We start from the raw sequence: 14,409 nt of genomic DNA, 5'->3' as shown, positions 1-14,409 counted from the left end.
CAGGAAGGTTGGCCGTGCGGATTGATCCTACCCCGCGCGTCGCTACATGCGCGGCGTGACCGTCCCGCCCCTGCGCCTCGGCGCGCTGCTCCTCGCCCTCGCCTGCGCGCAGCCGGCCGCGGCCGCCCCGTCCGAGGGGGCGACCGAGACCGTCGAGCAGGCCCTGTGCCGCCTCATCGACGACTCGGCCAAGGCCCGCGGCCTGCCGGTGCCGTTCCTGACGCGCCTGATCTGGCGCGAGAGCAGTTTTCGCGTCGGGGTGGTGAGCCCGGCCGGCGCGCAGGGCGTCGCGCAGTTCATGCCCGGGACCGCCCGGGAGCGCGGCCTCCTCGACCCGTTCGATCCCGAGCAGGCGATCCCGCACGCGGCCCACCTGCTCGCCGACCTGAGGACCCAGTTCGGCAATCTGGGCCTCGCCGCCGCGGCCTATAACGGCGGCGCCGCGCGGGTGAGCAAGTGGCTCGCCGGCGACGGCGGCCTGCCCGCCGAGACGCGGGCCTACGTGGCCAACATCACGGGCCAGCCGGTGGACGACTGGCGGACCGGCCCCGGCAAGGCGATCGAGTTCCCGGAGGGCGGCGCGCCCGCCAAGTCCGAAGGCAAGTCCGACAGCAAGTCCGAGGCGAAGGACCAGAAGGAGGCCAAGGGGGAGACCAAGCCGGAAGCGCCGCAGACCTGCCTGCAGGTCACCGCCAGCCTGCGCGTCCCGTCGCGCGGCGACCGCTTCGCCCTCGGCCTCAACGAGGGGCCGGCCGCCCCCTGGGGCATCCAGCTCGCCGGCAACTTCTCCAAGGCGCTGGCGCTCCAGAGCTTCAACCGCGCGCGGAGCGCCTACGCGGGGGTGATCGGCGAGGTGCGGCCGATGATCATCGGCACGCGCCTGCGCAACCGCGGGACCCGCGCCTTCTACCGGATCCGCATCCCGGCGCAGAGCCGGCAGGCGGCCGACGACCTGTGCGGCCGCATCCGCAAGGTCGGCGGCGCCTGCTTCGTGCTGCGGACCTGATTTTTCGTGCTCCGCCCCGAGAGCGTCATCAATCCGCCCCGAGGGCGGTGCGGTATGGCCCGGTCGGGACAACCGGATGGGATATGACACGTCTCCTCACCGCGCTCGCTAGCCTCCTCTGCCTCGGGCTCGCCGCGTTCGGCTTCACCGCTGCCTCGCCGCTCGCGCTGTTCGACGCGATCGGCCCGCGCGATCCGGGGGGGCGGCTCGCCGCGAAGGACCAGCCCTTCGGCGAGGGTCCGCGGCGGCGGCTCGACGTCTACGTTCCCACCGCGGGCGCCGAGAACGCGCCGGTCCTGGTGTTCTTCTACGGCGGCTCCTGGCAGAGCGGCGCCAAGGACGACTACGCCTTCGTCGGGCACGCCCTCGCGGCGCAGGGCTTCGTCACGGTGCTGCCCGATTACCGGCTCTACCCGGAGGCGCCGTTCCCCGGCTTCCTCGAGGACGGCGCCGAGGCTATCGCGTGGGTGCGCGACAACATCGCCGGATACGGCGGCGACCCGCGCCGCATCGTGCTCGCCGGCCACTCGGCGGGCGCCTACAACGCCGTGATGCTCGGCCTCGACCCGCGCTACGTGATCGCCGCCGGGGTCGATCCCAAGGTGATCAAGGCCGTCGCCGGCCTGTCCGGCCCCTACGACTTCCTGCCGTTCGACCAGGACACCACCGTCAAGGTGTTCGGCAAGGCGCCCGATCCGGAGGCCACGCAGCCCGTCGCCTTCGTGGGCCCGCTCTCGCCCCCCGCCTTCCTGGCGACCGGCGACGCCGACACCGTGGTGAAGCCGCGGCACACGGTCAGCCTCGCCGCCAAGCTGCGGGCCGAGCACGTCCCGGTCCAGGAGCGGCTCTACCCGGGCCTCGACCACAAGGACACGCTGCTGGCGCTGTCCGTCACCTTCCGCTCGAAGGCGCCGGAACTGGCCGAGATGGCGTCCTTCCTGATGCGGCAATCCGCCGGCCGCTCGCAGTACACGATGCGGCGCTGACCCCGCCGGCACCGCGTCAAGGTTATCGCGCGATCGCGGGGTGCAACATCTGATTTTCCATCGCCCCGCACCTGCGGGCCGCTAGAATGGTCCTGGCCGCGCGGCGCGGCCTCGCGGTGGGACGGCATGGCTTCTGCGGACGCGGCGATCGGGATCCCGGCCGACGGGCGGCAGCGCGGCGTCGCGGGTCGCGACGTGCCGGACGTTCTGCGCGTGCTCCTGAACGGCGCCGTCTTCGTCCTGCTCTGGAACCACGTCTGGCTGAAGGACCTGTCCGACCGGTCGATGCTCGCGGCCTCCGAGGACGGCAGCCTGCTGACGCAGATCCTGTTCCTCAGCGCCGGCGCCGCCATGGCGGCGGCGATCCACCGGATCGGCGTGCGCCACCTCCGCCCCCTGGTGACCCGTCCCCTCGTGCTCTGCGCCCTCTGGCTCGGGGCGACGGCGCTGCTCTCCGTCGAGCCGAGCCTGTCGCTGCGGCGGCTCGCGCTCTTCGCCATCGCGGCGATGCTCTCGGCGGGCGTGCTGATCGTGGCCCGCTCGCCCCGCCAGCTGGCGCTGACCATGGCCGGGTCCGCCCTGGTCATCGTGCTCGCCTCCTACCTCGCGGTCGCCTTCGTGCCGAACCTCGCGATCCACTCGGCCTTCGACGTCAATTCCGATCCGAGCCACCCGGGCCTCTGGCGCGGGATCTTCCCGCAGAAGAACGAGGCCGGTGCCGCCATGGTGATCCTGGTGATCGTGGGCCTCTACGTCGCCAGGGTGGCGAGCCGCGTCCTCGGCTGGGCGATCGTGCTCCTGGCAGCCGGGTTCCTGGTGGCGAGCGGCTCCAAGACCGCGATCCTGCTCCTGCCGGTGATCCTCGCCGTGACCGGCCTGTGCCAGGTCCTGACCGGCGGGTTCCTGCGCCGCCTGCTGCTCCTCGGCCCGGTGATCGGGTTCTCGCTGATCTCGATCGGCTCGGTGCTGGCGCCGCCGATCCAGGAGGCGGTGGGCTCGCTGCTCACCGACGCGACCTTCACGGGCCGCAGCGAGATCTGGCAATTCGCCATCGACAACATCGCGATCCGGCCCTGGCGCGGCTGGGGGATCGGCGCCTTCTGGATGACCGAGCGGACCATGTATGCCGGCTCCGAAGCGCTGACCTGGGTCAACACCGTCGACCACGCCCACAACGCCTATCTCGACACCGCGCTGATCGGCGGCCTGCCGTTCCTCGCCCTGACCGTGGTGGCCTTCGTGCTCGCCCCGGTGCGCGACCTGCAGCGCGTGGCCGGCGGGACGCGCCTCGACGCGGAGACCCTGCTGTTCCTGAGGCTGTGGTTCCTCGGGCTGGTCTCGGCCTCCTTCGAGACGGTGCTCTACAACGGCAACAACGCCACCTGCTGCATGTTCATGATGGCGGTGTTCGGCCTGCGCCTGCGCACCCGCTACGCCGTCGCGGCGGGCTGAAGCGCCCCGGGCGCCCGGACATCACGCGCCGGCCGCGGAAGGCCGCGCGTCGTGAGCGTACCCGTCCCGGCCTGCCTCCTCGAACGTCTCCGTCCCCCGTCCGCGAGGCTTCTGTCCGATAGCGGACGGCAACAACTTGTCCGGGAAACTGTTGGTCGGCATTCGCGCGGAGATTCTGCATGCCGGGCAGGGCTCGTTTCGCTTGGACTGACGTGACGTTCGCGCTGGGCGTGAGCGCCCTGTGCGCGCTGTCCCTCTTCGTGGCCCACTAGCCAAGGGACCGCGCCGGGGCGTCCCGTCCCGCCGCAGCGTCGCGAGTCCGGCGCGCCGCGACATCCGTCCGCGCTGTGGGCCGGCCGCGGTCAATCGGGCAGTGCGAAGACCAGCAGCGCGTCGCCGGTTCCGAAGCCCGACGCCCTGGTGAACGAGGCACCGCCCGCCGCCACCGCGACGTACTGCTTGCCGTCCAGCGCGTAGGTCATCGCCGGCCCGCTGATGCCGGCCCCGCACTGGAAGCGCCAGAGAATCCGGCCGTCCCGCGCGTCGTGGGCGTCGAGATGGCCGTCCTCCTCGCCCGAGAAGACGAGCCCGCCGGCGGTCGCCAGGGTGCCCCCGGAGAGGCGGCTCGCGCCGCGCACCGACCACGCGATCCGGCCGCCGTCCGCGAGATCGACGGCCGTGAGCGTGCTGAAGGACGGCTCGCCCCTGGCCTCCCCGGTCTCCGTGTAGCGGATCTCCGGACGCCCCGCGGCGGCCGGCACGGTCTTCACCGTGTAGGTCGTCGCCCCGTGGCGGACCTGCACGTAGGCGCGCGTCCCGTCATAGGCGGTGGGCGGCCACGAGACCGCGCCGAGCGGGCCGGGCGCCACCACGGTGCCCTGCGGGGTCGGCGGCGCGAACAGGTTCTTCTGCTCGATCAGCGGGGCCGAGCGCGCGAGCAGCTTCCCCGTGGCGCGGTCGTGGACGTAGATCCAGCCGGTCTTGCTCGCCGAGGCCACCGCCCTGGCGCCGCCCGGCATGTCCAGCAGGAAGGGCGGCGCGGCGACGTCGTAGCCCCACTCGTCGTGCGGCACCTGCTGGTAGTACCAGCGCAGCTTCCCGGTCTTCACGTCGAGGGCGACGAGGCACATCGTGTAGAGATTGTCCCCCGGGCGCGACAGGCCGAAATTCTGCGGCGCCGGGTTGCCGGTGCCGAGGAAGATCAGGCCGAGATCGGGGTCGTAGGCGGGCGTCATCCAGAGGGAGCCGCCGCCCACCCGCCAGGCGTCGCGGTTGGCGGGGGCCGCCGCCTTCTCGGCGGCGATGTCGCGGTGGAGCGGCGTGCCGTCGGCGGTCTTCTCCACGAAGCCGCCCTCCCAGCCCTCCGAGGGCGTCACGTACCAGCGCCATCGTTCCTCGCCGGTCCTCGCGTCGTAGGCCGCGAGCCAGCCGCGCCGCCCGTATCCGCCCTCGATGCCGACCACCGAGCCGCCGTCGAGGCCGCCCGCCTCGTCCTCGATGTGGAGGCCGTAGCCGGCGCCGGTGACGCCGACGATGACGAGCCCGTCGGCGACGAGCGGCGGCATCTTGAAGCCGAGGCGGCTCGAACCCTGGACGGGCTTGCCGCCGAGGGTCGCGGCGAGACCCGAGGCGGTCTCGGTCTCGCCCTCCTCCGGGCGCACCGCCTCCTTCTCCCAGACGATCCGGCCGGTCCTGGCGTCCAGGGCGATGAGCTGCCCGTCCATGGTCGCCTCGAAGACGAGGCCCCCCGACACCGCGACCCCGCGGTTGGAGGGCGGGCCGAAGATCTTCTCGGTGCGCGGCTTGTGGGTGTAGGTCCAGAGCGGCTTCCCGGTCTTCGCGTCGAGGGCGGCGACGTTGTTCTGCGTCGTGGAGACGTAGAGGGTGCCGTCCACCATCACCGGCTGGGCCTGGAAGTAGCCGGTGACCCCGGTCTGGAAGATCCAGGCGGGACGCAGCCGGCCGACCGTGTCGCGGTTGATCTGGGTCAGCTCGGAGAAGTTGCGGTTGCTCGGGTCGTGCCCGAAGGCCGGCCAGGGCGTCTCGGCGGCGGAGGCCGTATTGAGGGAGGCGGTTCCGGCAAGGCAGGCCAGCAGGGCGGCCCCGATCCATCGCGACAAGGTTGTGCTCCCGTGTGCGGCGCCCGTCGCGCCCGAACAGGTCTTCTCGCGACGCGGCCTCACGCCTGCCGCCGGGGCGCCCCGTCGAGCTGCGCCGGCGTCGCCTGGGCGCCCATGGCCCGGGCCATGTCGGCGGCGCTCTGGCCGGAGGCGTCGCGGCGATCCGGGTCGGCGCCGTGCTGGAGGAGCAGGTCGACCATCTCGGTGCGGTCGAACATGGCCGCGGTCATCAGCGCCGTGCGGGTGCCGTCGCCGGTCCCGTCCACCGCGGCCCCGTGCCGGAGCAGGAGCTGCGCGACGGCGAGGTCGTTCTTAAAGGCCGCGCCGGCGAGCGGCGTCTGGCCGCGGTCGTTGGCGAGTTCCGGGTCGCCGCCGGCCTCCAGGATCACCCGGGCGGCCTCCGCCTGACCGTTATAGGCGGCGAGCATCAGCAGGCTGTCGCCCTTGTCGTTGCGCAGGTTCGCCGGCAGCCCCTGCCCGAACAGGTCGGCGAGCTCCTCGGCGTGGCCCATCCGCGCGTACTGGAAGACCCGGGCCGCGAAGGCCAGGGTCTCGTCGTCGAGGGTCGGGGGCGGGTTCGTCTCTGAGGCCATCGCGTGCTCGTCACTCATCGCGGCTGATCTGGGCCGCTGCGGCATCGACGTCCAGCGGCCGGGGGAACAGTTTCGTCGCCCGGCTCGTTCCAGCCGCCTATCCGGGCCAGGCCCGGCGTCTCCGGAGCGCGACGATGCCCCGACCGTTTGAGCCCTACGCCGACGCGCTGCGCACCGCCCGCGAAATCGTGCGCGAGCAGGCGGGGACCGTCGTCGAGGCGGCGGTCCGCGCGGATTCCCACGCCTACGACGAGGCCTGCCACGTCCTCGTGGTCCGGATCGCGCAGGCCATCGTCGATGCCGGCGAGGCCGGGTCGGGACAAGGCCTCGGCCGCGGCAGCGAGGCCGCCTGAGGTCCCGGCGGCCGGGTCAGCCCCGCCGTCGCCCACCGCCGCCCTTGTACTTCGGCTTCTGACCGCCGAGCCCCTGCGTCGAGCGCGGCTTCGGCCGCTCCTGCCAGACCGGCGCCGCGCCGCCCACCGGCAGCTCCCGGTCCGTCCCCGGGCCCATATTGTCGAGGTCGGGCCTGGCGATGCGGCTGCCCCCGCGCGGCGGCTTCCGGCCGAACTTGCCGGCCTCGCGCTCCACGTCGCCCTGCCGGGCCATCGGGTCGTCGGAGACCAGCAGCTCGGTCGCCTGGAGCCGCTTGAGCTCGTCGCGCAGCCGCGCCGCCTCCTCGAAGTCGAGGTCGGCGGCGGCCGCCCGCATGCGCTTCTCCAGGTCCGCCATGACGGCTTTGAGGTTGTGGCCGACCGTGATCGCGTCCTTGGCCAGACCGGTATCGACCTGCACGTGGTCGCGCTCGAACACGCTGCTGAGGATGTCGGCGATGCCGCGCTTCACGCTCTGCGGCGTGATCCCGTGCTCCGCGTTGTAGGCGAGCTGCTTGGCGCGTCGGCGCTCGGTCTCGGCCATCGCCCGTTCCATCGAGCCGGTGATATTGTCCGCGTACAGGATGCAGCGCGCGTCGGCGTTGCGGGCGGCGCGGCCGATCGTCTGGATCAGCGAGGTCTCCGAGCGGAGGAAGCCCTCCTTGTCGGCGTCGAGGATCGCCACCAGGGCGCATTCCGGGATGTCGAGGCCCTCGCGCAGCAGGTTGATGCCGATCAGCACGTCGAAGGCGCCGAGCCGCAGGTCGCGGATGATCTCGATCCGCTCCAGCGTGTCGATGTCGGAGTGCATGTAGCGCACCCGCACGCTGTTCTCGTGCAGGTACTCGGTGAGGTCCTCGGCCATGCGCTTGGTGAGCGTGGTGACGAGGGTCCGGTAGCCGGCCTGCGCCACCTCGCGGACCTCGCCCAGCAGGTCGTCCACCTGGCTGCGGGCCGGGCGCACCTCGATCACCGGGTCGACGAGGCCGGTCGGGCGGATGACCTGCTCGGCGAAGACGCCGCCGGTCTGCTCCATCTCCCACTTGCCTGGCGTCGCCGAGACGTGGACCGTCATCGGCCGCATCGCGTCCCATTCCTCGAAGCGCAGCGGCCGGTTGTCGAGGCAGGAGGGCAGCCGGAAGCCGTACTCCGCGAGCGTCGCCTTCCGGCGGAAGTCGCCCCGGTACATGCCGCCGATCTGCGGCACGGTGACGTGGCTCTCGTCGGTGAAGACCAGGGCGTTGTCGGGCAGGTACTCGAACAGGGTCGGCGGCGGCTCGCCGGGCTTCCGGCCGGTGAGGTAGCGGGAATAGTTCTCGATGCCGTTGCAGGCGCCGGTCGCCTCGATCATCTCGATGTCGAAGGTGCAGCGCTGGTCGATGCGCTGCGCCTCGATCAGGCGGCCCATCCTGGTCAGCTCCTCGATCCGGCCCTTCAGCTCGTGCTTGATGCCCTTGATCGCCTGCTGCAGCGTCGGGCGCGGCGTCACGTAGTGCGAGTTGGCGTAGACCTTCACGAACTTCAGCTCGGAGATCGTCTTGCCGGTGAGCGGATCGAACTCGACGATGTTCTCCACCTCGTCGCCGAACAGGCCGATCCGCCAGCCGCGATCCTCCAAGTGGGCCGGCCACAGCTCGATCGAATCGCCGCGGACCCGGAAGGTGCCGCGGGCGAAATCCGACTGGATGCGCTTGTACTGGAGCGCCACGAGGTCGGCGATCAGCTGGCGCTGCTCGATCCGCTCGCCCAGGCTCACGGTGAACGACATCGCCGTGTAGGTCTCGACCGAGCCGATACCGTAGATGCACGAGACCGAGGCGACGATGATGACGTCGTCCCGCTCCAGCAGGGCGCGGGTGGCGGCGTGGCGCATCCGGTCGATCTGCTCGTTGATCGAGGATTCCTTCTCGATGAACGTGTCGGAGCGCGGGACGTAGGCCTCGGGCTGGTAGTAGTCGTAGTAGGAGACGAAGTACTCGACCGCGTTGTCGGGGAAGAACGCCTTGAACTCCCCGTAGAGCTGCGCGGCCAGCGTCTTGTTGGGCGCGAGGATCAGCGCCGGGCGCTGCGTCTCCTCGATGATCTTGGCCATCGTGAAGGTCTTGCCCGAGCCGGTGACGCCGAGCAGCACCTGGTCGCGCTCCAGCGCCTGCACGCCGCCGACGAGCTCGGCGATCGCCCGGGGCTGGTCGCCGGCCGGGGTGAAGTCGGATTTGAGCGTGAACCGGACGCCACCCTCGGATTTCTGCGGCCGCTCCGGCCGGTGGGGCGTCCAGGTCTTGCCGTCCTTGAACAGCGGGTTGCCCTCGGTGAGCAGCCGCTCCAGCGCGCTCACCGTCGCCGAGGCGCCGCCGTCGCCGCCGGGATCCGGCAGCTCGGCGCCCTCCGGCGCGGGGCCGTCCTCGGGCGGCGTCAGGCCGAGCGCCTGCGCCAGACGGGGGTCGACATCGGCCGCGTCGCCGAGCGCGTAGCCGGCCTGGGGTGCCTCCGCGAAGCCGTCGCGGGCGATCTCGGCCCTCCGGGTCGCGGCCGCGGGCACCCCGTCCTTGGGGTTGCCCTTCCTGCCCCCCGCCTTGCGGCCCGGCCGTGCCGGCGCCTCGGGGGGCGGCTCGACGGTGGCCGGACGGTTCCGGTTGAGCGCCGGGTTCAGAAGCTCCGCCAGATAGGTGTCCAGGGGCTTCAGCTCGGGCTTCGACGCCTTGGCGGACGTGGCCGTCACGGAGGCGGCGCGCGGTTTCTTCGGTGCGGGCATGAGAACAATATGGGCCCGGATCGCGCTCCGAGAAACCCTGCGCGGGTGCGGTTTGACGGCTTTCGTCCGCCGCCGGCCATGCCGAGGACCGGCCGCGGAGCGCTGCGCCATTCCACTAAAGACGGTGTGGCGAATACAGCCGTTAGGTAGAATTCCCCTGGGAGCGAACTCGACCGCGATGCCGGATGCTGAGAAGATCGGCCTCCGCACGCGGGAAATCGGCTTGCGGTGAGCCGACCCGGTCGATACTTTGCACTGCAAAGTGGGGTGTGCGGCATGCTGCAGCCGGGGGCTTGAGGCACATGCAGGACCTGGACAAGGCGCTGGCCGACATCGTGGCCATCCGCTCGCAGATCGCCCGCGATACGGCGTTCCGCGGCTTGGGCGCGGCGACGGTCGCCGGCACCGGCGGCCTCGCGCTCGCCTGCGCGGCGGGGCAGGCGCTGTGGCTCGGCGATCCCGCGGCGCGGCCGGGCCTGTTCTTCGGCCTCTGGATCGCGGCGGCCCTCGCGGCCTTCGCGATGATCGGCGTCGAGGCGGTCCGGCGCAGCCGGCGCCTGCATTCCGGCCTCGCCGACGCGATGGTGTGGAACGCCATCGAGGTGTTCCTGCCGGCCGCGGGCGCGGGGGCCTGCCTCGCCCTAGTCATCGCCCGCTTCGCCCCCGGCGAGGTCTGGATGCTGCCGGGTCTCTGGCAGGTGCTGGTCGGCCTCGGCCTGTTCGCCTCGGCGCGGATCCTGCCCCGGGCGGTTCAGGGCGTCGGGGCCTGGTACCTGCTCGCCGGCCTCGCCGTGCTGGCGGTCTCGGCCGAGACGCGGGCCCTGTCGCCCTGGACGATGGGCCTGCCCTTCCTGATCGGCCAGGCGTGGCTGGCCGGGATCATCCATCACGGGGCCCGGGCCTTCGATGACGACCGCTGACCGTTCCGAGGGGCGCTTCTCCTACGAGGGGCTCGACAGGATCATCCACGAGCGGGCGCGCCTGAGCGTGCTGACCTCCCTGGTGGCGCACCCGAAGGGGCTGCCCTTCCCGGATCTCAAGCGGCTGTGCGGGCTGACCGACGGCAATCTCAGCCGCCACCTGGCCGTTCTGAGCGAGGCGGATCTGGTGAGCCTCGAGAAGCGCTTCGCGCAGAATCGGTCGCAGACGATCTGCCGCCTCACGGCGGTCGGGCGTCGGCGCTTCATCGGCTATCTCGGCGTGCTGGAGCAGGTGGTGCGCGACGCCGCGGAGGCGGCCGAGCGCGGCCCCGAGTCCGGTGTCCGCGGCCTCGATCCGGCCACGAAAACGGCGTGAGACCGCCCGTCCCGCCGGGAATGTTAATCCCGTTTCGATAGACCTCTACGCCACGCCCATGCCGGGAGACTTTACGATGCAAAGCGAAGCGGTGCCGGGAGCCCTGCACGCCGCGATCATCATGGACGGCAACGGGCGCTGGGCGACGCAGCGCGGCCTGCCGCGGCTGGCCGGCCACCACCGGGGCGTCGAGGCGATCCGCCGCACCGCCGAGGCGTGCCCGGATCACGGCATCGGCACGCTCACGCTGTACGCCTTCTCGGCGGACAACTGGCAGCGGCCGGCCGAGGAAGTCGGCGGCCTGATGCGGCTCCTGCGCTCGTACCTGCGCAACGAGACCCAGCGCCTCGCCCGCACCGGCACCCGTCTCAGCGTCGTCGGTCGGCGCGACCGTCTGCCCGACGGCATCCCCCAGGCGATCGCGGCCGCCGAGGCCGCCACGGCGGCGGGGACCCGGCTGCATCTGCGGATCTGCGTCGACTACTCGGCCCGCGACGCGATCATCGCGGCGGCGCAGCGCCTCGCCGGCGAGGAGCCGACGCGCGAGAGCTTCGGCAAGTTGGTGGCCGGTCCGATGCACGGCTCGCCGGTGGATGTCGACCTGCTGATCCGCACCGGTGGCGAGCGCCGCCTCTCCGACTTCATGCTGTGGGAGGCGGCCTACGCCGAGCTGCTGTTCACCGAGCGGATGTGGCCCGATTTCGGGCCCGACGACCTCGCCGAGGCCGTGGCCGAGTTCGGCCGCCGGGAGCGCCGGTTCGGCGGCCTGAAGGCGCCGGCCGTCCCGGCCGCCGCCTGAGGCGGCTTGACGCGCGCGCGCCGGCGCGCAGAGGGTCGGCGGCATGACCGAGACCCTCGCCCATCGCCGCGTCCTCCTCGTCATCGGCGGCGGCATCGCGGCCTACAAGGCCCTCGACCTGATCCGGCGGCTGCGCGAGCGGGGCGCCAGCGTCTGCCCGGTCCTGACCGCGGGGGCGCAGGAATTCGTGACGCCGCTGGCGGCGGCCGCGCTCGCCGGTGAGCGGGCGCATACCGACCTGTTCGACCGCGCCTCCGAGGCCGAGATCGGTCACATCAAGCTCGCCCGTCAGGCGGATGCCGTGGTGGTGGCGCCCGCGACCGCCAACCTGATGGCCCGCATGGCCGGCGGTCACGCGGCCGACCTCGCGACCACGGTCCTGCTGGCCACGACCCTGCCGATCCTGATCGCGCCGGCCATGAACGTCCAGATGTGGGCGCACCCCGCCACCCGACGGAACCGCGCGGTCCTGGAGGGCGACGGCGTCCGGATCGTCGGCCCGAACGCCGGCCGGATGGCCGAGCCCGAATCCGGACCCGGCCGGATGGCCGAGCCCAACGAGATCGCCGACGCGCTGGAGCAGATGCTCGGCACCCCGAGCGGGGACAGGCCCCTGGCCGGCCGGCGCGTGCTCGTGACCTCGGGCCCCACCCACGAACCGATCGACCCCGTCCGCTACATCGCCAACCGCTCCTCGGGCCGCCAGGGCCACGCCATCGCGGCCGCCGCCGCCGCGGCCGGCGCCGCCGTGACCCTGGTCTCCGGGCCGGTGGCGCTCCCCGACCCGCCGGGCGTCGCCGTCGTGCGGGTCGAGACCGCCCGGCAGATGCTGGCCGCCGTCGAGGAAGCGCTGCCGGCCGACATCGCGGTCTTCGCCGCCGCGGTCGCCGACTGGCGCCCGGAGCAGGAGGCGGGCAGCAAGAAGATCAAGAAGGACGGAACCGGGCCGGCGCCGATGCCGCTGGTCGAGAACCCCGACATCCTCGCCACGATCGCGCGCCGGCCGGCCGGGCGCCCGCCCCTCGTGGTCGGGTTCGCGGCCGAGACCGACACGGTGGTCGAGCATGCCCGGGCGAAGATCGCCCGGAAGGGCTGCGACCTCATCGTGGCCAACGACGTGTCGGCCGAGGGCGGCGTCATGGGCGGCATCGACAACACGGTGCACCTGATCCGGCGGGACGGCGCCGTGGAGACCTGGCCGCGCCTCGGCAAGGACGAGGTCGCCCGGCGGCTCGTCGCCCATTTCGCCGCGCTTCTGGCCGGCTGACGCGGCGCCCCCTGAGAGGGACGCTAGACCCCTCGGACGGCGCGCCGTTCCGAGCGTGAGTGTCGTTGCGCACAGGGAAGATAAAAGTGTTTCTGCAAAAAATCCGCGTCCGATCGATTGGTGACTGAGAATATCTGCGCTTGTGCCTGACCATTTCCCGGTCTTTTGGCGGAAAGATAGTTCGGAAAGGGAAATTTTAAGACGGTTCTGTGCCTTGGTCCGCCCGCATTGTCCCGGCTGTGCGGGGAAAAACTTGCTATGCTCCGGCATGCCCGATCGAACGGGCGGCCGGAGCCGAGGCACGATGCGCGTAGGGGACCTGTCCATCCGGACGACCATGAGCCTCGTCCTCGTCGTCATGGCCACGATCATGCTCGGCTTCGCGACGGGCACCGTGCGGGAGGCGCGGCAGCACGCCGCCGAGGCCGAGCGGGTCATCGCGCTGGTGCGGGCGAGCCGCGCCCTCCTCCAGACGCTGAACGTGACCCGGTTCGAGCGGGGCGCGACGCTGCAGTTCCTCGCCGCCGCCGAGCCCGTCGAGGCCGAGACTCGCGCGTCGCTCTACGCCGACCGGCAGCGGGCCATCGCGGGGCTCGCCGCGGCCCGGCCGCTCCTCGACGGCCTCGAACTCCCCGCCGTGGCGGCGACCGTCGGCCGGCTGCACGAGGCGAGCGGCCGCCTCGACCGCCTCCGGCCGCGGGTCGACGCCGCCCTGGACGTGCCGGGCGCGCGTCGCGACGGCGCGGTGACGGCGGAGGCCAGGGCCGCCCTCCAGGCCATGCTCGATGCCCTGATCGCCACGAGCGACGCCGTGGACGCCGCGATCCCGCTGTCCGACGGGCTCCTCCGGCGCGACCTCGCCCTGAAGCGGGCGGCGTGGGCGACGCGCATGGCCAACGGCGCCGTCGCGCTGCGCGTGCAGACGTCCCTGGCGGCCGGGGCGTCCTGGTCGCTGGACGAGACCGTCGCGGCCGCCGAGGAGCGGGGACGGCTCGACGCGGCCTGGAACGCGGCGATCGAGGCCGCGGCCGAGGCGTCCGGGACGGTCCAGGCCGCGTTCCGGCGGGCCCGGGAGAACAATTTCGAGGGCGCCCCCCTCGCCCGCCGGCGCGCCGTGGCGCAGGCCCTGGCTCGCGGCGCGCCGCCGGGCCTGACGCTCGCCCAGGCGCGCAAGCTCGACACGCCCGAGCAGGTGACCCTCGTCGACCTCGCCTTCGTCTGCCTCGACGAGATGGTCGCGCGGGCCGAGGCCCTGTCGGGGGCGGCGCGGAGCACCCTGTGGCGCGACGGGGCGGCCCTGGTCGCGACCCTGCTGCTCGTCGCTCTCGGGCTGCTCGCCCTGTTCCGCGGCGTGCTCCGGCCGATCCGGCGGATCACCGTGGCCATGGAGGCCCTCGCGGCCGGGGATTCCGCCGTTGCCGTCCCGGGCCTCCGGCGGCGCAACGAGATCGGCGCCATGGCCCGCGCCGTGCAGGTGTTCAAGGACAACCTGATCCGCACCCGGCAGCTGGAGGCCGAGGCCGAGGCGGCCCGGCAGGACGCGGAGCGTCAGCGCGGCCTCGCGATGCGGCAGGTCGCCGACCGCTTCGCCGACGCCGTCGGCGGGATCGTCGCGCAGGTCTCGACCGCGGCGGCCGGCCTGCAGGCCACGGCCCGCGGCATGACGGAGACCGCGGCCGAGACCGCGGGGCAGTCGACCACCGTCGCGGCCGCGGCCGAGGAGGCGGCCAGCAACGTCGGCACCGTGGCGGCGGCGGCCGAGGAACT

12 protein-coding genes are annotated in these 14,409 nt (G+C 72.8%); 9 read left to right on the top strand and 3 right to left on the bottom strand.

What is annotated here, in order from left to right:
- The first annotated feature begins 46 nt into the window (after nt 1–46).
- The 3 genes from ACLBX8_RS27895 (at nt 47) to ACLBX8_RS27885 (ending at nt 3,444) form a co-directional block, all read left to right on the top strand.
- Nucleotides 47–1,006, top strand: a complete 960-nt coding sequence (locus ACLBX8_RS27895) for a lytic transglycosylase domain-containing protein (RefSeq protein ID WP_447716165.1) — start codon at nt 47–49, stop codon at nt 1,004–1,006.
- An 83-nt stretch (nt 1,007–1,089) separates the two neighbouring features.
- Complete coding sequence (locus tag ACLBX8_RS27890; protein ID WP_042674716.1) at nt 1,090–1,992, top strand: alpha/beta hydrolase; 903 nt, start codon at nt 1,090–1,092, stop codon at nt 1,990–1,992.
- A gap of 126 nt (nt 1,993–2,118) precedes the next feature.
- Nucleotides 2,119–3,444: an O-antigen ligase family protein gene (locus ACLBX8_RS27885; protein WP_447697488.1), complete on the top strand. Its 1,326-nt coding sequence runs from the start codon at nt 2,119–2,121 to the stop codon at nt 3,442–3,444.
- Between the two features lie 362 nt (nt 3,445–3,806).
- On the opposite strand, the gene ACLBX8_RS27880 is transcribed toward ACLBX8_RS27885, so the two are convergent.
- Together ACLBX8_RS27880 and ACLBX8_RS27875 are read right to left on the bottom strand one after the other, a co-directional pair.
- Nucleotides 3,807–5,564 carry an outer membrane protein assembly factor BamB family protein gene (locus ACLBX8_RS27880; protein ID WP_447697489.1) on the bottom strand — a complete coding sequence of 586 codons (1,758 nt, stop codon included), beginning with the start codon at nt 5,562–5,564 and terminating at the stop codon, nt 3,807–3,809.
- A 59-nt stretch (nt 5,565–5,623) separates the two neighbouring features.
- Nucleotides 5,624–6,157, bottom strand: a complete 534-nt coding sequence (locus ACLBX8_RS27875; RefSeq protein ID WP_447716164.1) for an ankyrin repeat domain-containing protein — start codon at nt 6,155–6,157, stop codon at nt 5,624–5,626.
- A gap of 134 nt (nt 6,158–6,291) precedes the next feature.
- On the opposite strand from ACLBX8_RS27875, the gene ACLBX8_RS27870 reads away from it, so the two are divergent.
- The gene (locus tag ACLBX8_RS27870; RefSeq protein ID WP_020093614.1) at nt 6,292–6,510 is read left to right on the top strand and encodes a hypothetical protein; all 219 of its coding nucleotides are present in this window, start codon (nt 6,292–6,294) and stop codon (nt 6,508–6,510) included.
- 16 nt (nt 6,511–6,526) lie between these two features.
- Here the strand turns inward: ACLBX8_RS27870 and uvrB are convergent, their stop codons facing one another.
- Nucleotides 6,527–9,280 (bottom strand): excinuclease ABC subunit UvrB, encoded by a 2,754-nt coding sequence (gene uvrB, locus ACLBX8_RS27865; protein ID WP_447716163.1) that lies wholly within the window; start codon nt 9,278–9,280, stop codon nt 6,527–6,529.
- Between the two features lie 302 nt (nt 9,281–9,582).
- On the opposite strand from uvrB, the gene ACLBX8_RS27860 reads away from it, so the two are divergent.
- From ACLBX8_RS27860 to ACLBX8_RS27840, 5 genes are all read left to right on the top strand, one after another.
- A complete protein-coding gene (locus ACLBX8_RS27860) occupies nt 9,583–10,200 on the top strand; it encodes a hypothetical protein (RefSeq protein WP_056525429.1) in 618 nt (205 codons plus the stop codon).
- The gene (locus ACLBX8_RS27855; protein ID WP_020093611.1) at nt 10,187–10,576 is read left to right on the top strand and encodes a transcriptional regulator; all 390 of its coding nucleotides are present in this window, start codon (nt 10,187–10,189) and stop codon (nt 10,574–10,576) included. Before ACLBX8_RS27860 ends, ACLBX8_RS27855 begins: the two co-directional genes overlap by 14 nt.
- A 76-nt stretch (nt 10,577–10,652) precedes the next feature.
- Complete coding sequence (locus ACLBX8_RS27850; RefSeq protein WP_020093610.1) at nt 10,653–11,375, top strand: di-trans,poly-cis-decaprenylcistransferase; 723 nt, start codon at nt 10,653–10,655, stop codon at nt 11,373–11,375.
- 43 nt (nt 11,376–11,418) lie between these two features.
- Entirely contained in the window at nt 11,419–12,642 is a 1,224-nt protein-coding gene (gene coaBC, locus ACLBX8_RS27845) for a bifunctional phosphopantothenoylcysteine decarboxylase/phosphopantothenate--cysteine ligase CoaBC (protein ID WP_447716162.1), read from the top strand.
- Nucleotides 12,643–12,946: 304 nt separating this feature from the next.
- On the top strand, nt 12,947–14,409 hold a 1,463-nt coding region (locus ACLBX8_RS27840; protein WP_447716161.1), incomplete at its 3' end, for a HAMP domain-containing protein.

Source organism: Methylobacterium sp. D48H (genome assembly GCF_053345715.1).
The sequence above is the reverse complement of the archived record's forward strand: the minus strand, read 5'-3'. Positions and strand labels throughout refer to the sequence as shown.